The organism is Thiorhodococcus minor (assembly GCF_010820565.1).
In the GTDB taxonomy this organism is placed as follows: domain Bacteria; phylum Pseudomonadota; class Gammaproteobacteria; order Chromatiales; family Chromatiaceae; genus Thiorhodococcus; species Thiorhodococcus minor.
The window spans coordinates 1-18,125 of record NZ_JAAIJQ010000071.1 but is presented as its reverse complement, the minus strand read 5'-3'; the positions used below and the strand labels follow the sequence as shown (position 1 = coordinate 18,125).

Here is an 18,125-nt window from a genome sequence, read left to right as displayed (position 1 = left end):
CGGGCTGCCGTAGCGATGGACTGGCGCGTGGGCCTCGTGCGCCGAGGTCAGACCGACGATGAGCGCCAAACGCAAAGCACCCAGCCGACCGACGACACTGGGCGAGGCCTGGGCCCTGCGCTGGCCGGAGCGGCATCTGCTGAGCATCTGCGCGCTCGCCATCGGCCTCGGCTTCATGATGGTGCTGGGCTCCGGCTACGCGGAAGGCCAGCCCTTCGAGGCGATGGACCTGACGCCCTTCCTCATCTACGGCGCCTGCTTGGCAGCGATGCATCTCACCCTCGTCGCCACGCGCTTCCACGGCGATCAGATCCTCTTAAGCAGCCTGGCCTTCCTCGCCGGCTTCGGCCTGCTCGCTCAGTACCGCATGGGCACGCTGAACCTCTCCGATCTCACGAGCGCCAGCCTCTATCTCTTTCCCGCCGGCATCGCCCTGATGCTGGCCGCCTGCCTCGCGCTCATGCGCGGCCGCTACGAGCGGCTCAAGGACGGACTCTGGATCTGGGCCGGACTCTCGCTGCTGCTGGTCGCGGCCTTGCTCGCGCTCGGGCAGAGATACCGTGGCGGCGTCTACGGCGCCGGGCTCATCACCCCGACCGAGCTGCTCAAGGTCACCGTCGTGCTCTATCTCGCGAGCTTCATCGACCGCAACGCCAAGGCGCTGGCCAACTGGGGCAAGGGCTTTCCGCGACCGCCGTTGCGCGCACTGCTGCCGGTCGGCGTCTTCTGGGCTGCACTCACCGCCCTGCTCTTGCTCCAGCGCGACCTGGGCATGTTCGTCATCCTCAGCGTGACCCTGCTGATCATGCTCTTCGTCGGCACGCAGCGGCTCGGCTACATGGTCCTCGGCGGCCTGGCGGCGACCGCCGCCGGCTATCTGGTGCTCGGCCTCTTCGCGCACGGTCAGCGGCGCATCCAAGCCTGGCTGTCGCCCTTCGACGACCCGACCGGCAACAGCTGGCAGATCCTTCAGGGGCTCTCCGGGATGTACTCGGGCGGACTCTGGGGAGAGGGCTTCGGCGAAGGCAATCCGGAATACACGCCCATCGCGCAGTCGGATTTCATCTACTCCGTGATCGGCGAGGAGCTCGGCTTCGTCGGCTGCGTGCTCATCGTGATCTTCTTTCTCATCTTCTTCGGCCGCGGACTCGGCATCGCCGATCAGACGCGCTCCAGCTTCGGCCGCCTGGTCTGCATCGGCCTCACGACCGTGCTCGCCACCCAGACCTTCCTCAACCTCGGCGGCGTTACGAAATTCATCCCGCTGACCGGCATCACACTCCCCTTCATCAGTCACGGCGGCAGCAGCCTCATCACCAGCTTCATCAGCCTGGGCCTGCTACTTGCCATCTCCGAGGGCGCACCCAAGGCGCAAGGCAGCAGCGCCCGCAAGAAGGCGCCGACGCGCCCGAAGCGCGCGACACAGAAACAGCCAGCCTCCAAGAAAAGGCCGGCGCGTGCAGCCAAGGCCGATTAGAGGCCACGCCCTGGGGCTTCGGCTAGACGAGCACCGGCAGGCCTGCCCAAGGGGCGAGCCTGGGCAAAGCACGCAGATCGACGGCACGGATATCGACGCGATTTGTGAGCCAGCCCTCAGTTGGCTCGCGACCACTGAGCGAAAATACGCAGCCAGAGACACTAAGACGATTTCTGTCAATTCTCATACCATCTGGCTTGTCCTGACGCCAGCCTTCCGTGTCGCACCGGCAGTCACATCGCTCGGCGATACTCCTGCCGGCCCTCCTTGAAGGCGGACCTCAATCCGGCGCCACCTGGTATCCGAGTTTCAGGCCATCGCCTAAGCGGTATCGGCAGGAAGAGGGCTTGGTCCACCGCTCTTGCCCTCCAATGAGATTCATCGGACAGCGCACTGCCAGGGATGGGCATCGCGGCCGCACTCGAGCAGAGCATGCCGAAGACCTATCCACACAGCATCGAGCCCACACGGCCGCCAGCGGCCGTTCTTGGCCGACGCCCGCCGCGAACCCAGCACGCCGGGGTCACGCTGATCGAGCTCCTGCTCAGTCTCGCCATCGTCGGGATCCTCACCACGGTTGCCATGGTCAGCTACGGCTTCGTCCGCGAGCGGCAGGACATCGTGCAGGCAACCGTCGACATCCAGAACATCGAGGGTCTGCTCGAGCGCTACTTCGTTGGGCACAATGGCTACCCGGATTCGCTGGCGGACATCCCCAGCGCCGCCGCGCTGCGCGATCCCTGGGGCAATCCCTACAGATACCTCAATATCGCCACAGTCAATGGTAACGGCCAGGTCCGCAAGGACCACAACCTGGTCCCCCTCAACACGGACTACGACCTCTACAGCATGGGCAAGGACGGCCGCAGCGTGTCACCGCTGACCGCCCAGGCCAGCCGCGACGATATCGTGCGCGCCAACAATGGCGGCTTCATCGGCCTGGCAGCCGACTACTAGGGCCGGCCCGGCAGCCATCCCCCATGAAGATCAAGATGGAGTTCCTTCGCAGCCGGCTCGCGCGACGCGTCTTCACCCTCTTCGTCATCTCAGCACTGGTTCCCATCACCCTGCTGGCGCTGCTCTCATACGGTCAAGTGAAGGCGCTGCTCAGCGACACCCAGTACGCCGCCATCAAGCAGAGCAACAAGAATTACGGGCTCGCCCTGCTCGAGCGGCTACTGCTCTTGGACAGCGAGCTCAAGTGGGAGGCAGATGGCCTCGCACGGGAATGGCGCCCTGACCAAGACCGCGAGGAGGCCATGCGCGACCTCGCCGCCTGGCAAGGTTTTCAAAGCGTGCGGGTCTACACGCCGGCTCAGATGGAGCAGGACGCCCCGCGGCCCTTGACCGACCTCGCGCAGGATGAAGATGCGCGGACCTATCTCGGGAACGACAAAGCCATCCTCATCAGCGCCCCCCAGCCAGGGCTGTCAGGACGCGTCTATCTGCTGCGGATGATCGCGCGCGAGGACAAGACGCCGGCCTATCTGCTAGGCGAGATCGCGCCGAGCTTTCTCTTCGGCAAGCGCGACACCTTTTCCGAAATGGCACAGACCTGCGTGCTCAACGAGAATCACCTGCCGCTCTTCTGCTCGCACAACGTCGATGCGCTCGGGCCACAGCAGCTCGAGAGGCTGAGCCACTCGCCGTCCGGACATTTCGAGATGACGGATGCGCAGGGCCACGCGCATCTGGTCAGCTACTGGTCGGTCTTTCTCAAGCCCAACTTCCGGGTCCAGGATTGGACGATCCTGTCCCGGGCGCCGGCATCCGCCGCACTCGAGCCCATCGCGGACTTCCGACTCATCTTCGCAAGCGTCATCGCACTGACGATCGCCATCGTCGCACTCCTCAGCGTGCATCAGATCCGCCGCAGCCTGGTCCCCTTGGAGCGCATGCTCGATGGCGTCAAGCGCATCACGCGACGGGACTTCTCACGTCCCGTGGAGGTCGACAGCGGGGACGAGCTCGAAGTGCTGGCCGCCTCAATGAACAAGATGGCCAGCACCCTCGACAAACAGTTCCACACATTGTCGACACTGGCCGAGATCGACCAGCTCATCCTGTCATCGCTCAAGGCCGATGACATCGTCCGGACAGTGCTCACGCGCACCAGTGACATCCTTCGCTACGACCACATCAGCATGACGGTGCTCGAGGCGGGCGATCGCGCGGTCTGCTACACACTCGCGAGCGACAGCCACCTGCGCGAGATCATCGCGACCCGCACCCTGGCCGTCGAGCCATCCGAGAGCGCCACCCTCGCACGCAAGCAGTATCAGACCGCGGTGCTCGGTCCGGAGCGCCCCAGCGGCTATCTCCAGACCCTGCAAGACCGAGGTGCCCGGCAGACACTGACGCTGCCCGTGCTGGTGAAGGAGCGGGTCTATGCGCTCATCTGTCTCGGCTATGCGGAGTCGATCGCGATCGATCGGGAGGACATCGAGCTGGCGCGTGACCTCGCCAATCGCGTCGCCGTCGCGCTCGCCAACGCCAGCTGGGAGGACCAGCTCTACAAGCTGGCGCACTATGACAGCCTCACCGAGCTGCCGAACCGCCTGCTCCTGAAGGACCGTCTGCATCAGGCGCTCGCCAGCGCCGAACGGCGAAAATCCTTCATCGCCGTCCTCTTCATCGATCTCGACCGCTTCAAGAACGTCAACGACTCGCTCGGCCATGCCACCGGCGACTACCTGCTGCGCGAGGTCGGCGAGCGCCTGCGGCGGACGCTCCGAGAAGAAGACACCATTGCGCGGCTCGGGGGCGATGAGTTCGTCGTGGTCGTCCAAGCCTCCGAGCATGCGCACGAATCCCTGTCGCTCACCACAGCCATCGCGCAGAAGCTGCTCCTGGCGCTCGCGAGCCCCCTCTACCTCAACGACCGCGAGATCATCACCACGGCCAGCATCGGCATCGCCTGCTATCCGACCGACGGCGAGACCGCCAGCGAGCTGTTGAAGAATGCCGATGCCGCCATGTACCACGCCAAGGCGAGCGGCAAGGACAACTATCAGTTCTACTCCAAGATCCTCAACGCGGAAGCCCTGGAGCGCCTGGAGCTGGAAAACTGCCTGCGTCACGCACTGGACCGCAACGAGCTGGAGCTGGCGTACCAGCCCAAGTACGAGACGCAGAGCGAGCGCATCTGCGGCGCCGAGGCCCTGCTGCGCTGGACGCATCCGCAGCGCGGCCGCATCTCGCCGGCCGAGTTCGTGCCGATCTGCGAGGAGATCGGCCTCATCATCCCGATCGGCGAGTGGATCGTGCGCGAGGTCTGCGGACAGCTCAACGCCTGGAGGGATGCGGGACTCGCGGCCGTCCCTGTGGCGATCAACCTCTCTGCGGTGCAGTTCAGGCAGCCCGATCTGATCGACCGCGTGCTCAAGATCGTCGCGGAGACCGGCGTCGACCCGGAGCTCCTGGAATTCGAGATCACCGAAGGCGCGGCCATGGAGAACATCGCCCTCACCACGGCCACCCTAAGCCATTTCCAAGCGCAGGGCTTCCATCTCAGCATCGACGACTTCGGCACTGGACATTCGTCGCTGAGCTACCTGAAACAATTCCCCATCAACACGCTGAAGGTCGACCAATCCTTCGTGCGTCATCTCTGCGAGAGCCCGAAGGATGCCGCCATCGTCAAGTCGATCGTCACCTTGGCACACAGCCTCGACTTCACCGTCGTCGCCGAAGGCGTCGAGACGCGAGCCCAGCTCGATCACCTGAGCGGGCTCGGCTGTGACGTCATTCAAGGCTATCTCTTCAGTCGCCCGGTTCCCCCGCAGGAGCTCGCCGAGCTCCTCGACGAAACCTCGCTGGCACGAGCCGCCGTGTGAGTCCGGAAACCCAGCGCTAGGCCGTCCGGGCCCGGTCATCCTTTCGGTCCAAGCGCGGGGGCAGTGGATGCGGTGCCCACGCAGCCGACTGGGCGCACCGATTGTCAGCGCCCGCAGCGCCCAATACACTGTCGCCAATTCGCAGCATGTCGCCAATTGGGTCTGCGCCGCTCTGCCTTGCGCCGACGCCAGACGCCCGACGTCTCAGGTCGCTCGGACCACGGGAGCCCTCATGAAAGCCCATCAACCGATCGGTGTCTTCGACTCTGGCCTCGGCGGCTTGACGGTGCTGCGCGAGATTCGCGCGCTGCTGCCCGGTGAGGATCTGCTCTATGTGGCGGATTCCGGACATGCACCCTATGGCGACAAGCCGACGGCCATGATCGAGGCGCGGGCCTTCGCCATTACGGAGCTCCTGCTCGCACGCGGCGCCAAGGCCATCGTGATCGCCTGCAACACGGCGACCGGGGCGGCGGCCCGCCTTCTGCGGACACGCTATCCGATCCCGCTGATCGCGATGGAGCCCGCCGTGAAGCCGGCGGTCGAGCGCACGCGCTCCGGCGTGGTCGGCGTCCTGGCGACGCGCCAAACACTGGCGAGCCACAACTTCTCCGTGCTCCTGAAGCGTGTCGGGTCTGGCGCCGAGGTCCTGCTCCAGCCCTGTCCCGGCCTGGTGGAATGCGTGGAGGGGGGCGACTTGGACGGCGAGCGGACGCGCGCGCTGCTGACGGGCTATCTCGATCGACTTCTGGCGAGGGGCGCGGATACGCTCGTGCTCGGGTGTACGCACTATCCCTACCTGACACCACTGATCCAGGAGATTGCCGGCCCAGGGGTCCAGGTACTGGACTCGGGCGCCGCCGTGGCCCGCCAGGTGCAGCGCCGACTCAGCGAAGCCGGCTTGCTCGCGGATTCCGAGCGGCTTGGCGAAGAGCGCTTCTGGACCAGCGGGGATCCCGCCGACATGCACGGCCTGATGCGCCGACTCTGGGGCAATGAGGTGCTGCTGCGCCATCTCGGCGAGGACACAGCTCCGAGGACGACCAAAGCGTCCGCAGCACTGGCGCTAGAGCCGGTCTGAGCCTTCGCCACACCTGGGCCGATCGGATATCCTGGGCCCACCAGTATGACGCGCAAGGGGTTAAGATGGGCTCGAGACTCGGAAGACGCTTCGCCAAGGCCATGCTGACGCTCTTCACCCTCCTCTGGTCCAGCCTCGCCGTCGTGCCGACAGCCTCGGCTGACGAGCAGTGTCTCAAGCAAGTCTTTGGCCGCTACTGCCTTGGCGGAGACCTCGAGCGCGCCCTGCGCGGCATGCCGGCACCGCTCGGCCGGCAGTCGAACGGCGACAGCCTAGCCATGGTCTTCGCCGACGGCACGGACAAGCTCTATCTGCTCGCCTACAAGGGAAGGATCTACAAGGTCGTCCGCGCCTACGCCATCTCGACCCAGCTGCGCTTCGACGACATCTACAACGACCTGCGCCAGATCTATGGCGATGGCGAGGACCATAGTCGCTTCCCGAGCTATGCCAAGACACCAGCAGCCCGGCTCGCCTCGATCAGACGCGGCGAAGGCCGCGCGACCCACCGCTGGGACCCCACCCTGGAATGGCACATCGAGCTGTCCTGGACGCGCGAGCTCGGCGTCTCGCTGGCCTATATCGCCACCGCCTTGGACGCGGAGCGCGCCGCGCAGGCAGAAGGCGGCCTCTGACCCTCATCGCGTGCGGCGCCGCGCCCGGCCCACGCCGATTGGCGTGTTTCACGCTCAGTTGGGATCCGACATTCATGTGGGTGTCGGCAGTGCTGGGAGTGTCGGCCTCCAGGCCGACACCTGTTGACCTGGAGACCAACGCTCCCGGCGCGCTCCCACCACATCGAATGAAACGGCGAACTAGCGGCCGGCAGCCTCAGGCTGACCGACGGGCCGAGCCAGGATCAGCTCGCCCGCCTCGTCGACATCCGTCAGCTCGACATCCAGGATCTGGTTTCCCGTCTCCTCCTGGCCCCCGATCAGTCTCACCGGAAGGTAGTTTGGCGTGTATCCGGAGCGCCACGCCTGATCCCGCTCCTTGGCGGCACTCTCGTGCAGCAAGCTGACACGCTTGCCGATCTGGGCGCGCATCACGGCCAGCTTGGAGTCCTTGAGCAGACCTTGCAGGCCTTGGCAGCGTGCCTTCTTCACCGCCGCGTCTATGGGGTCCGGCAGCTTGGCGGCCAGGGTACCTGCACGCGGTGAATAGCTGAAGATGTGGATATGGCCGAACGCCATGGCCTCGGCGAAGTCCAGCGTCTGGCGCCAGTCGGCGTCGGTCTCGCCCGGGAAGCCGACGATGATGTCGGTGGTCACATTGAGGTCCGGCACAGACTGCCGTCCACGCTCGACGAGCCGGGCGAACTCCGCCGTCTTGCAGCGGCGGGCCATGCGCTTGAGCACGGCATCCGAGCCGCTTTGCAGGGGCAGATGCAGGTGCGGCATGAGACGCGGGTCCTGGAACAGCTCCCAGAAGCCGTCGGGCAGGTCCCAAGGCTCCAGCGAGCCGATCCGCAGACGCGGGATCTTGGTCTCCGCGAGCACCCGCTCGATGAGCCCGGCCAGATCCACGCCGAGATCGCTGCCATAGCCCCCAAGATGAACGCCGGTAAGGACCACCTCCTTCACCCCGCCCCCATGCAAACGTCTGATGGCCGCGACCACCTCGTCCACCGGCCGGCTGAGCTCCGCGCCGCGCGCCTGGGTCGTGATGCAGAAGGTGCACTGGTAGCGGCAGCCGTCCTGCACCTTGACGAAGGCGCGCTGACGCCCGCGCGCGAAGAGTGGGCTAGCCACGTCGGTGATCGCCAGCTCCGGCATGGCCGGGATCTCTAGCGCCTCCATGGCGATGTCGACCAGGCGGTCCTTGTCCGCATTGCTGACGACGAGATCCACGCCCGCCTCGCGCGCCAGGGCATCCGCCTCCAGCGACGCGAGACAGCCGCTGATGATCAGGCGCGCCCCAGGCAGTTCGCGGTGGCTCTTGCGCAGGATCTGGCGCGACTTGCGCACCGCCTCCTGCGTCACCGCACAGGTGTTGATCACGACGAGGTCGGCCGGCTCATCCCCGCCGACCACCTCGACCCCCTTGCGCTGAAAGCCCTCGCCCCAGGCCTCGAGCTCCGCCTCGTTGAGGCGGCAGCCGAGCGTCTGGAGCTTTACGCGATGGGATCGGGACACTGGATCTGATCTCGGGCCGCACACTGGGCCCAGGTGGCATCAAGCAAAGGCGGTCTGACCATTTCCGGGCACGCCGGGCGGGGGCGGGGGCGTCGGCGAGTTCTGGTGCATGAGCAGGCGCCAGCCTTCGGGGCCGCGACGAAAGAGATTGGATGCGTAGATGGGGGGCGGCGCCTCCCCCGGGCCTTGACTCGGGGTGCGCTCCTCGATGAGGTGGATCGCCACCTCTTCGCCCTCGATCCACGCGAGGTGCCGCACCTGCAGATCGAACTTACCGCCTTGCTCGAAGATGGCCTGCCACAGACGCTGGACCTGCGGCCCTCGGGCGACTGGCGTCATGGGCAAGAGACAGACGACGTCGTGCGACGGCTCCCAAATCCGCGCCATGGCCTCCGCGTCACCGCTCTCCAGGGCGTCGTAGTAGGCGTCTTCGACGTCTTGCGGGGTCTCGAATTGCATGCGGTGCGATTCCTCCAGGTGGGGGTGAAGATTGACGCCGAAGCCCCTGGGCTACCAAGCGCCCCGCCGTGGCGAGGCAGCACGCGGGATGCGCAGCAGAATGTGTCCGTCGCTCTCCTCGCGCGCCATGGCGTCCAGCTCGGCGTCGGCCGGCAGACCGATGCGGCGCGTGATCACGCCGTGCGAGATGCTGTAGCTGCGGCGATAGCCGGCGCCGGCCGGGAGCTGATCCTCGCGGTCGACTTTGACAGACTTGTCGTAGGAGACGACGAGCCCGCGACGGCCGGGACGGATCTCGATCCGATCCGGCTCGATGTTCTCGACCCGGATGTCGATCAGATAGTCATCTCCCTCCATCCGGCGCGCGACATCCAGGCGCGGGATCATGGGCATGGCGCCCAGCGGCCGACCATAGCCGCCCCACTCCGGACCTGGCTGCGCCGAGGGCGCAACCGTCTGTCGATCAGGCTCGCCCGCAGACGGCTGAGGCAGCCCCGAGGTGGAATGCGGCCCCATCCAGCCGCCGGGATACGCGGGCCATGCTGGCGGGACCGGCATCCCATAGGGCTGCGGATAGGCTCCCGGGTAGCCGAAGTAGGAGCCGGGAAGCGGCATCTCGGGGGCGTAGGGCGGCGACCAGGCCCAGGCCAGGGCGGGAACAGCCACAAGAAGAGTCACGGACCAAGGGGATCTCTTGAGCATTGAAGGCGTCCTCATGGTGATCTGCTTTTTGGGTGAAGTCGGCTCGCGCAATCGGGCCTTGATCGTCAGTCGGACCGGCAGGGTGGACAGGCGAGCGAGACTGTGAAGAAATTCTGCGTAGGTTGGGCTGAGGCACGAAGCCCAACATGGCGGCTAGCCCAACGCTTTGATTGTTGGGCCTCCTGCGTCGGCCCAACCTACACCAATCTGCGATCTTCGCGGTGCGCTTGGATTACTCTCACAGTCTCGAGCGCGAAGTCCACCGAATCCCGTGCCAGCCTTGGTGGACTGCGCTGCGCTTGTCCACCCTACTGCGGGATACCGGGCCAATCGATGATCGACGCCCGCAATCCTGAGTGGGCAAGTATACGCGGCAACCGGGCTCGCGCGAGCCGCCATTAGCTGAGATCGACAGCATCACGCACCCGCCAGGTCGGGCATCCTTGCGGGTCGATCAGGCCGTGCGCGAGCAGCCAGGCGCGGGCATCCTCGGCGTCCTGCTCAAACCAGGCGCGTGCCGAGCCGAGCCTGAAGGTATAGCCCCAATCGTCCATGTCGCGGAGCATGGGGTCGCGCCCGGCGCCGGGAATGGCCTCCGCGAGCAGGATCTGCAGATAGCAGACTGCGTCTTCTTCGGCATAGTCGCCACCCGCATCCGTATGCAGCCGCGCGCGGCGCTCAGCGTCCATACAGATCCAATGACAGGCCTCGTGCAGGATCGAGTGCAGCGGCGTGGAGCGGCGCGCATAGAGTCGGTCGCCGATGAGCCCGGCCTCGAAGTCGCCCCAGTAGGAGCCAGGAATGGGCTCCGCGTCCTCCAACTGCACCAAGCCCAGACCGAATCGCCCAAGCATCTCCCTAATTCGGTCCGTGTCGGCGAGAATGAGCATCTGCCGTCTCCTCTTTGCAACTGAGCCAAGCCCATGCCCGAGAGTCCGCTGTCCCAACTCCTCGCGACCACCGACTTCGCGTGGCGGCGCCCGGCGACAGCCCAAGGCGCACTCACCAACATCCAGTGGCGCGCGGACCGCTGCGACGCCGGCTCCATCCTCTTCTTCCAGCGCTTCGAGGACGGCAAGACGGACATGGAGATCTACGCGCGCTATCTCGCGCGCTGCCCCTGCGCCGTCCTGGTCACGAACCGCATGCTGCAGTGCTTCGACCGCATGCCGGCGCAGGGCATCTATGTGGCCCGACCGAACGACTGGGCCGAGGTCATCCGCCGCTTCTGCGACCTCTGCTATCCCCTGCGCCCAGACCTCACCTTCGTCGGCGTCACCGGGACCAATGGCAAGACCACGACCGTAAAGTACCTGGAGTCCATCCTGACCGCCCAAGGGAAGCGCGTGCTCTCCATCGGCACCCTCGGCGTCTTTCGCAACGGCGAGCGTCTGGTCGAGACCGGCTTCACCTCGCCGCCGCTGATCGAGCTGCGCCGCCTGCTGCGCGATCAGCAGGACGCCTGCGACCTGGTCGTCATGGAGGCCAGCAGTCACGCCCTGGATCAAGGCCGCGTGCATGGGATCCCGTTCAGCAACGCCGCATGGACCAACTTCACCCAGGATCACCTGGACTACCACCATAACGAGGCGGCCTATTTCAACGCCAAGGCAGGCATCCTCGACCTCATCCAGGCGGGCGGCCGCCTCTATTGCGCGAGCCCCGCGGTGGTGGAGCGACTGTCACAGCAAGGGATGACCAAGGCGCCCATCGAGCTGATCGCACCCGCCGAGGTCAGCGCAGAGGCCATCGCCGCCAAACCCTTCCTGGCACTCGAGCACAACAGGTCCAACTACGCCTTGGCGTCCGTTCTGGCGAGCCAACTGCTCGACAGATCGCCAGCGTCATTCTGGCGGCACCTTGAGCCCGTGGACGGGCGCTTCGAGTGCCGCGTCTTCGGCAGCCGCACCATCGTGGTCGACTTCGCCCACACGCCCGACGCCCTGGAGACCATCCTCACCGCCATCCGCGCCGGCTTCCCGCAAGCACGCGTCCTTACGCTCTTCGGCTGCGGCGGCGACCGGGATCGCACCAAGCGCGCCCTGATGGGCGAGGCCGTGGCGCGCCATTCGGACCAGGTCATCGTCACCTCGGACAATCCGCGCACCGAGGCCCCCGAGGCCATCATCGCCGACATCCTGCCAGGGGTTCCCGAGCCCATCCGCGAGGTCGTCGTCGAGCGCCCGGCGGCCATCGCACGCCTCTTCGACCTGCTCGCCGAGCGGCCGGCCGCGGAGCCATGGATCGCGCTCATCGCGGGCAAGGGCCATGAGCGCTATATCGACCAGGGCGGGCGCAAGATCGACTACAGCGACCAGGACGAGGTCGCCCGTAACGCCGAACGGCTGGGGTGGACCTAATGCCGGGACCCAAGGAGCACCGATTGCCGGGAGGCGCGCCGCGCGCCCCCGTCTTGAGCAGCGGGCCGCGATGCCGGCGTCCGCTAGCAAACGGCCAAGCCGACTGAGCGCGAGGGAGGACCGCGGATGCGCCAGCTCTATTCCATCCCCGTCGGACTGCTGACCGGCATCCTGCTCGCCCTGCTGCTGCCCGAGGGCGCTGCCTATGTCGCCTGGGCCGGGCAGATCTTTCTGTCCCTGCTGAAGCTGCTCATCCTGCCGCTGATCCTGGTGTCCATCTACGCCTCGCTCTCCGGCGGCATGGACCTCAGACGCATCGGCGGGCGCACCCTGGCCTATTACCTCGCCACCTCAGTCGTTGCGGCGATGCTGGGCACCGCGATCGGGCTGGGCTTCTCGGCCGACGTGCCGGCGGGTCTGCTCGATCTCGAGCAAGTCGATCAGGGCGGGGCGGGCTTCAGCGTGGAGCAGCTCGTCGGCAACTTCATCCCGACCAACCTCTTCGCCTCCCTGGCGGAGGGCAACATCCTGCACATCGTCTTCGTCGCCGTGGTGGCCGCGCTCGCCTCGCGGCGGATTGCGGAGACGGAGCGGACATTCCTGCTCAACGGTGCCCGCGCCCTGGACGCCCTGCTCATGCAGCTCCTTCGCGGCGTGCTCGCACTGGCGCCGATCGGCATCGCTGCACTGGTCTATGACAGCCTGGCGGGCATGGATTGGGCTGGCGTCTTCCAGCTCCATGCCTTCGTCTGGGCCGTGACACTCGCGGCCGGACTGCACGCCATGGTTGCCCTGCCCCTGCTCTACCGCGCGCGCACCGGGCGCCCGCCCTGGCCCTTCATCGCCGCCTGTCGCGTCCCCTTGCTCACGGCCCTGTCGACCGCCTCCAGCTCCGCGACCTACCCGGTCTCCAAGCAGAGCCTCGAGCAGCAGGGCGTCGCCGAGCGGGTCACCAGCTTCACCCTGCCCCTGGGCGCCACGCTCAACATGAACGGCTCGGCGCTCTATCAAGCCATCCTGCTGATCTTCATGTCGCAGCTGGCCGGCGTCGACCTGACGCTGCCGCAGGCGGTCTTCATCGTCCTGCTGACCATGGCCTCCTCCGCCGGCACCGCCGGCATCCCGGGCGGCGGCATCGCCATGATGGCCTTCATGCTGGACCTGCTCGGACTCCCGCAGACCTATCTCGCGCTCTACATCGTCGTCGACCGCTTCTTCGACTATCCGATCACGGCCATCAACGTCTGGGGAGATCTCGTCGTCGCCGCCATCGTCGATCGCGACCTTCGGCGGTCCTGAACGGATAACCAAGAGTCGTCAGCCGGCAAGGCAGCTTTCGCCATGACCAAACAGCGGATCGCGCCACGCTTCGACGCGCTCAGCCCCGCGTCCAAGCAGGCATCGGCAGTCAAGCGAAAGAACCGCGCCAAGGGCAGCGGCGCCGAGGCCCTGCTGCGCAAACGCCTCTGGGCGCGCGGGCTGCGCTACCGCCTTCACGCCAAGGAGCTTCCCGGCAAGCCCGACATCGTCTTCCGCAAGCTCCGCCTGGCGGTCTTCGTCGACGGCGACTTCTGGCACGGGCGCGACTGGGATCAGCGCCAGCGCAAGCTCGCCCAGGGCCATAACCCAGGCTACTGGGTCGAAAAGATCCGCTACAACCTAGAGCGCGACAGAAGAAACACCTTGGAGCTGGAGTCCCGCGGATGGCGCGTGCTACGCCTCTGGGAGACGGACATTCTCAAGGACCCAGACGGCGCGACCGAGGCGGTTGCCCGTCTCGCGCAAGCACGCGCCATTCAGGCCGATCGGCGCTCGGAATAGCGACGGGGCGTCCCTTCCCCCTCGCCGCGATGCCCGCGGCGATTGGTGCCAGTCGATGGCCCGGCGGCAGCAGCAATCCTAAAGAGAGCCGTTGAACCGCAACTGACGCAGCCGTTCAACGCGTGGAAGTCGAGCGCAAGCGGCGCAACCGGCCGGTGTTGAGCCCTTGGTGCAGATGGATTGGCTGGCTCTACAGCGGGTGTGCGACTTCGCCGGTGGGATGCACATCGCCCAAGGATCAGGGCGTCGATCATCGATTGGCCCGGCCTCCCGCTGGCTGAACAATCGCAGCGCAGTCCACCAGCGCCGGCGCGGGATTCGGTGGACTTCGCTCTCGAGACTGTGAAGACATTCTGCGTAGGTTGGGCTGAGGTACGAAGCCCAACATGGCGGCTAGCCTAACACTTTGATTGTTGGGCCTCCTGCGTCGGCCCAACCTACACCAATCTGCGATCTTCGCGGTGCGCTTGGATGACTCTCACAGTCTCTCTCGCTCGTCCACCCTACCGATCCAACGGACGATCAAGGCCAGGATCAGGGACGACCTAACTGATGGAGTGCGCAAAGCGATGTCATCTGGATTGCTAATGTCGATCAAGAAAGTATTGGCTGCGATTGCGATGACAATCGCATGGCTGGCCGTCGTGTTGCTCGGCGCTCTCTTTACCGCAGCCGGACTGCACGGCGTCAAGAATGCGAGCACGCATTACACGCCCGTCACCGCGACTGTTATCGTCAGTAAGCCAGATAGCCGCCGCGGGAACGTCAATACCTCTTCGCGAGACCTTTGGTCGTCCAGTGTCGATATCCAGTATGCCTACGCCATCAACGGAGCCCGTCTCCACGGACGCGACCGATTGGCGATCGGTCGCGACGGCTCGCCTTCCGAGGCCAGCGCGAGAGCTGCTGCCGCATCGGATCTCTACGCCCCTGGAAATCCCGTTCAGATTTTCGTAGACCCGGAAGATCCGTCAAAAAGCACGTTAGAGCGAGAAACAGCCCTTTCTGGTATGGCTGTTCTGATGGTGGGGATGATCTTCCTTGCTGTGACCTTGGGATGGGGGCTGTTTTCTTTGTCCAAATTGGTGCGTCGCATCTTCGTGACGACACCAATGGCGGCCGCTACCGAGCGCCGATTCCAGAAGGGGATGAATCGGGCTCTCCTCATCTTGCTGGGTGCCATGATGGCTTCAGCACTTGCCTGGGGTGCGACAAGAGCGCCTGTCACAGTCGCGATCATCGTTGGTGTTGTCATCCTGAGCGCCGGTTGGATCCGATGGAGCAAAGGACGCGCGCTGCGCCTGACACAGGGGCGGTCATCCCGTCCTTGAAACCCCCGCCCTTGTGGTCGACGCCCTGGATAGCTGTCTGTAGCGCGGGGAGCCAGCCAAAGGCCGAACGGCATGCGGCACATGCCGGCGCTGACGACCAGCAGGCTGGCGACGTGGGTCGCCTGCTATCCGCTCCCGATGCCACCCCGAGAGCCGCCGCGCAGGGGGCTCAGTCACTGCCCCCTGTCTGCCGGCTCCGCGAGCGCGGGCGCCTCAGGCGCTGCTTCCGCGCGCTCCAGCCTCTCGTTTCCGACGCCAGCGTTGTCCCGGAATTGCTGTAGCCTGGCCTCGAATCTGGCCCGATTCTCCTCGCGTTGACGCGCCATCCGCTCGCGCAGCTCGGCCATGTCCCTGTCCAGCTGCTCCTTGGCCTGGCGGCTGCTTTCCTCGAGTGCGCTGCGCAGTCCCGAGGCGTCCGGCTTCGGCAGGTCGATGGGGCCGATGTCGATCTGGTAGAAGCGGTCGAGGGGTGCCATGTCGAGATCCATGGCGTTGACCGTGTCCAGTGCCAGCTGAACCTCTACTTTCATCGCGCTGTTGAAAAGGCCGGGGTGGAGCTCGGCGCTGGTGCGCTGTTCCGCCACCTGTTTCAGCGCCCATGTCTGGAGCGTCGAGACGAAGAGTACCCGCCGGCCGTGCATCGCCATCCGGTAGCCGTCGAGACGGGCGAGGCGAGCGATGCTGTCGACAGTGTGGGGCGGGGCCGGCGGCCTGGAGTCCTCGGCCTGAGACCACGCCGGCAGATCCGGGCCTGGGCCGAGATCCAGCAGGATGCCGAATAGGGTCACTTCAGCATGGACATCGGGCTTCCCGACACGGGCGATGGCGGTTTCCCGCGAGCTGTATTCGAACAGCCACAGCAGGCGCTCGCCGTCGGACCGGGACAGGGCCGGGCCGATGCGGTCGGGGGCTCCGGTGGTGGCCGCGAACGGACTCAGGAGTGCGCGCAGCTCGGCGAGGGAGACGTCGTCGTCGCGCAGGGTGAGACCGAAATCCTCCGCCAGTGCCGCCAGTTGCTGCTCCTTCGGAGGCAGGTCGCGTTTCACCACCCAGCGGTCGATGGCGAGGACGCCAAGACCCAGTCCGATCACAAGGGCGCAGGCGATGAGGATCCAGTTGGCGCTTCGGGATGGCATGACGACGATGCTCCTGTTGCTGCTCGTGGGCGTGTCTTGCGCGACAAGCTCTGTAACCGCGCGTACCTGTGACGACGAACGCTTGGCCCCGCCGGGCCTTCGAGGACATTCACCTGGGCGGCAGCCTCATTCGCAAACTGGGCATGCCGATGCCAACGGACAAGCCGCCGCTGTTCCAGACAAGCCCCTCACTGACGCCTCGCGTCGGTCAGCCTGTGGCTCAGACCAGAGGAAGGCGCAGGTCCCACCAGACCAGGGCCTTGAGAAGGGACGCAAGGGCCGCTTTGCAGGAGCACAGAAACGTGGATGAGAAACCGCTAACACCAGGCGCGCAGCGTGCTCGCGACGAGATTCTCGAACATCTGCTGCAGGGGCGAGAGGTCGTGGCCATTCGCGCCTACATGCGGGCCTCTGGTAAGCCGCTCTCCGAGGCGAAGGCTGTCATCGACCGATTGAGCCAAGCCCTCGAAACACCAGCCCTGGATGCCGCCGAGCAACGCTTCCTCGCCGCATTCCGCGCCAGCCTCGAGCATCCGGAGCGGCCGCCGCTGGAAACGGGGATGCCGAAGCCACTGATCAGGGCGCCCAAGAAGGCGCCCAAGAAAGGCATCCGACCGGACGCCCGAGCACGCCGACCCTCACCGAGGCAGCGGCCAAGGCCAGCTTCGCCAGCGGCCAAGAACCGGGATCTCTATGCGGCGGATGGCACGCCAACGGGTCCCCCCGGCGTTTGGCCGGTCGTGCTGCACGTCCTCCTGGCACAGCTGATCCTGAGCGCGTCCTTTGGGCTGTTCTCCGGGGTGCTCGGCGCGCTCGGTCATCTGCTGAGCTTCTGGATCCTTGCGGTGGTCGCCATGGTCATGGGCGTTGCGATCTTCATGATGTTCCCTGTGCTGCTCGACAGACTGCTGCATCGCTTGGGCGTGAGACGTTGGACCCGGACGCCGGACCTGGTGTTCGATTTCGGGCTGGGTCTGACGCTGTTAGTGCTCGGGCTTTTTGGCGCCTACACCGTGGAGCGCTGGCTCTGGTATCAGCGGGCCGAGATCATCCCTCTGGCGGACGCCGAGCAGCTGTCGGACAAGCATGCTCAAGGAGGACGGGAGATCTACCGCATTGAATCGCTCAGGGTTCTGCCCTCACCGGGAGCGACCTACAGTAAACAGACGACGCGCAACGCCGATCGGGGCGGCTCATACACCGATCACTGGCACGTGCGCCTGATCGCCACGGCATCGCCCATCGAGACAGCCTGCCTCTGGCTCGGCTGGCGCTCCTATACCGGCAGATCCGGATTCGACGACCCGCTCGCGCCATGGCAAGCCGGTGACCACTATCTGATCGCTGCCGACGACCGGCACTACCGACGCGCCGTGCGATTGGCCCTAAATCGGAATGAAGCGCCTGGGTGTACGAGCATCGTCAATCGCATTCCGCCTCCCTCCGATGTCATCTCCGACATGGAGCGTCGCCTCCTCTTGCTGTTAGCCGTGTCGGCCGGACTCCCATGGCTGCTCCTCTTGCTGATCACAAGCTACAGGCTGTATCGGCGAAGACGCCTCGGCAAGGCGTATCACGGCTGATGCCGCCGTTTCGTTGCCACCCCCAGCTCGCGGGGGATGGCTTAGTCAGGGCTCGCGCCCCTTCCGACGCCGAGGCTCATGGCCGCAGGCCCGGTGACAGCAATGCATTGAGCCTAGATTCGGCAATTGGAACCGGTAGAGTAGAGGCCAGGGTCGCCCCTGGCCCCCCTCGTCAAACGCAGCATGCAGATTTCCCGCACTGCG

The 18,125-nt window shown here is 65.8% G+C and carries 15 protein-coding genes; 10 read left to right on the top strand and 5 right to left on the bottom strand.

Features of this window, described 5'->3' with window-relative positions:
• The first annotated feature begins 58 nt into the window (after positions 1-58).
• The 5 genes from G3446_RS19410 to G3446_RS19390 all read left to right on the top strand — a co-directional run bounded on the left by G3446_RS19410 (position 59) and on the right by G3446_RS19390 (position 7,029).
• Positions 59-1,477 carry an FtsW/RodA/SpoVE family cell cycle protein gene (locus G3446_RS19410; RefSeq protein ID WP_164454521.1) on the top strand — a complete coding sequence of 473 codons (1,419 nt, stop codon included), beginning with the start codon at positions 59-61 and terminating at the stop codon, positions 1,475-1,477.
• A gap of 432 nt (positions 1,478-1,909) precedes the next feature.
• Positions 1,910-2,434 carry a prepilin-type N-terminal cleavage/methylation domain-containing protein gene (locus G3446_RS19405; RefSeq protein WP_164454519.1) on the top strand — a complete coding sequence of 175 codons (525 nt, stop codon included), beginning with the start codon at positions 1,910-1,912 and terminating at the stop codon, positions 2,432-2,434.
• Between the two features lie 23 nt (positions 2,435-2,457).
• Positions 2,458-5,313 (top strand): putative bifunctional diguanylate cyclase/phosphodiesterase, encoded by a 2,856-nt coding sequence (locus G3446_RS19400; RefSeq protein WP_164454516.1) that lies wholly within the window; start codon positions 2,458-2,460, stop codon positions 5,311-5,313.
• 232 nt (positions 5,314-5,545) lie between these two features.
• Positions 5,546-6,394, top strand: a complete 849-nt coding sequence (gene murI / locus G3446_RS19395; protein ID WP_164454515.1) for a glutamate racemase — start codon at positions 5,546-5,548, stop codon at positions 6,392-6,394.
• Between the two features lie 65 nt (positions 6,395-6,459).
• Positions 6,460-7,029, top strand: coding sequence for a hypothetical protein (locus tag G3446_RS19390; RefSeq protein ID WP_164454513.1), 570 nt, complete (start codon positions 6,460-6,462; stop codon positions 7,027-7,029).
• Positions 7,030-7,209: 180 nt separating this feature from the next.
• Here G3446_RS19390 and mtaB read toward each other — a convergent pair whose 3' ends face one another.
• From mtaB to G3446_RS19370, 4 genes are all read right to left on the bottom strand, one after another.
• Complete coding sequence (gene mtaB, locus G3446_RS19385; RefSeq protein WP_164454512.1) at positions 7,210-8,529, bottom strand: tRNA (N(6)-L-threonylcarbamoyladenosine(37)-C(2))-methylthiotransferase MtaB; 1,320 nt, start codon at positions 8,527-8,529, stop codon at positions 7,210-7,212.
• A 39-nt stretch (positions 8,530-8,568) separates the two neighbouring features.
• Positions 8,569-8,988 carry a YybH family protein gene (locus tag G3446_RS19380; RefSeq protein ID WP_164454510.1) on the bottom strand — a complete coding sequence of 140 codons (420 nt, stop codon included), beginning with the start codon at positions 8,986-8,988 and terminating at the stop codon, positions 8,569-8,571.
• Between the two features lie 51 nt (positions 8,989-9,039).
• Positions 9,040-9,690, bottom strand: a complete 651-nt coding sequence (locus G3446_RS19375; protein WP_164454508.1) for an Hsp20/alpha crystallin family protein — start codon at positions 9,688-9,690, stop codon at positions 9,040-9,042.
• Positions 9,691-10,088: 398 nt separating this feature from the next.
• On the bottom strand, positions 10,089-10,580 hold the full coding sequence (locus tag G3446_RS19370) for a hypothetical protein (protein ID WP_164454507.1): 492 nt from the start codon (positions 10,578-10,580) through the stop codon (positions 10,089-10,091).
• A 33-nt stretch (positions 10,581-10,613) separates the two neighbouring features.
• Between G3446_RS19370 and G3446_RS19365 the strand changes: the two genes are divergently transcribed.
• From G3446_RS19365 to G3446_RS19350, 4 genes are all read left to right on the top strand, one after another.
• On the top strand, positions 10,614-12,050 hold the full coding sequence (locus G3446_RS19365) for a Mur ligase family protein (protein WP_164454504.1): 1,437 nt from the start codon (positions 10,614-10,616) through the stop codon (positions 12,048-12,050).
• Between the two features lie 126 nt (positions 12,051-12,176).
• Positions 12,177-13,349 carry a dicarboxylate/amino acid:cation symporter gene (locus tag G3446_RS19360; protein ID WP_164454502.1) on the top strand — a complete coding sequence of 391 codons (1,173 nt, stop codon included), beginning with the start codon at positions 12,177-12,179 and terminating at the stop codon, positions 13,347-13,349.
• 42 nt (positions 13,350-13,391) lie between these two features.
• Complete coding sequence (locus G3446_RS19355; protein ID WP_164454501.1) at positions 13,392-13,871, top strand: very short patch repair endonuclease; 480 nt, start codon at positions 13,392-13,394, stop codon at positions 13,869-13,871.
• 587 nt (positions 13,872-14,458) lie between these two features.
• Positions 14,459-15,202 carry a DUF3592 domain-containing protein gene (locus G3446_RS19350; RefSeq protein ID WP_164454499.1) on the top strand — a complete coding sequence of 248 codons (744 nt, stop codon included), beginning with the start codon at positions 14,459-14,461 and terminating at the stop codon, positions 15,200-15,202.
• 173 nt (positions 15,203-15,375) lie between these two features.
• On the opposite strand, the gene G3446_RS19345 is transcribed toward G3446_RS19350, so the two are convergent.
• Positions 15,376-16,338 carry a hypothetical protein gene (locus tag G3446_RS19345; RefSeq protein WP_164454497.1) on the bottom strand — a complete coding sequence of 321 codons (963 nt, stop codon included), beginning with the start codon at positions 16,336-16,338 and terminating at the stop codon, positions 15,376-15,378.
• A 302-nt stretch (positions 16,339-16,640) separates the two neighbouring features.
• On the opposite strand from G3446_RS19345, the gene G3446_RS19340 reads away from it, so the two are divergent.
• Positions 16,641-17,921, top strand: a complete 1,281-nt coding sequence (locus G3446_RS19340; protein ID WP_164454495.1) for a hypothetical protein — start codon at positions 16,641-16,643, stop codon at positions 17,919-17,921.
• Positions 17,922-18,125 lie beyond the last annotated feature (204 nt).

Excerpts from the sequence above, each read along its gene's own strand:
- G3446_RS19380 (WP_164454510.1), bottom strand. The coding sequence starts at position 8,988 with ATGCAATTCGAGACCCCGCAAGACGTCGAAGACGCCTACTACGACGCC.
- G3446_RS19350 (WP_164454499.1), top strand. The coding sequence starts at position 14,459 with ATGTCGATCAAGAAAGTATTGGCTGCGATTGCGATGACAATCGCATGG.
- G3446_RS19355 (WP_164454501.1), top strand. The coding sequence starts at position 13,392 with ATGACCAAACAGCGGATCGCGCCACGCTTCGACGCGCTCAGCCCCGCG.
- G3446_RS19405 (WP_164454519.1), top strand. The coding sequence starts at position 1,910 with ATGCCGAAGACCTATCCACACAGCATCGAGCCCACACGGCCGCCAGCG.
- G3446_RS19345 (WP_164454497.1), bottom strand. The coding sequence starts at position 16,338 with ATGCCATCCCGAAGCGCCAACTGGATCCTCATCGCCTGCGCCCTTGTG.
- G3446_RS19375 (WP_164454508.1), bottom strand. The coding sequence starts at position 9,690 with ATGCTCAAGAGATCCCCTTGGTCCGTGACTCTTCTTGTGGCTGTTCCC.
- G3446_RS19410 (WP_164454521.1), top strand. The coding sequence starts at position 59 with ATGAGCGCCAAACGCAAAGCACCCAGCCGACCGACGACACTGGGCGAG.
- murI (WP_164454515.1), top strand. The coding sequence starts at position 5,546 with ATGAAAGCCCATCAACCGATCGGTGTCTTCGACTCTGGCCTCGGCGGC.
- G3446_RS19370 (WP_164454507.1), bottom strand. The coding sequence starts at position 10,580 with ATGCTCATTCTCGCCGACACGGACCGAATTAGGGAGATGCTTGGGCGA.
- G3446_RS19365 (WP_164454504.1), top strand. The coding sequence starts at position 10,614 with ATGCCCGAGAGTCCGCTGTCCCAACTCCTCGCGACCACCGACTTCGCG.
- G3446_RS19360 (WP_164454502.1), top strand. The coding sequence starts at position 12,177 with ATGCGCCAGCTCTATTCCATCCCCGTCGGACTGCTGACCGGCATCCTG.
- G3446_RS19400 (WP_164454516.1), top strand. The coding sequence starts at position 2,458 with ATGAAGATCAAGATGGAGTTCCTTCGCAGCCGGCTCGCGCGACGCGTC.
- G3446_RS19390 (WP_164454513.1), top strand. The coding sequence starts at position 6,460 with ATGGGCTCGAGACTCGGAAGACGCTTCGCCAAGGCCATGCTGACGCTC.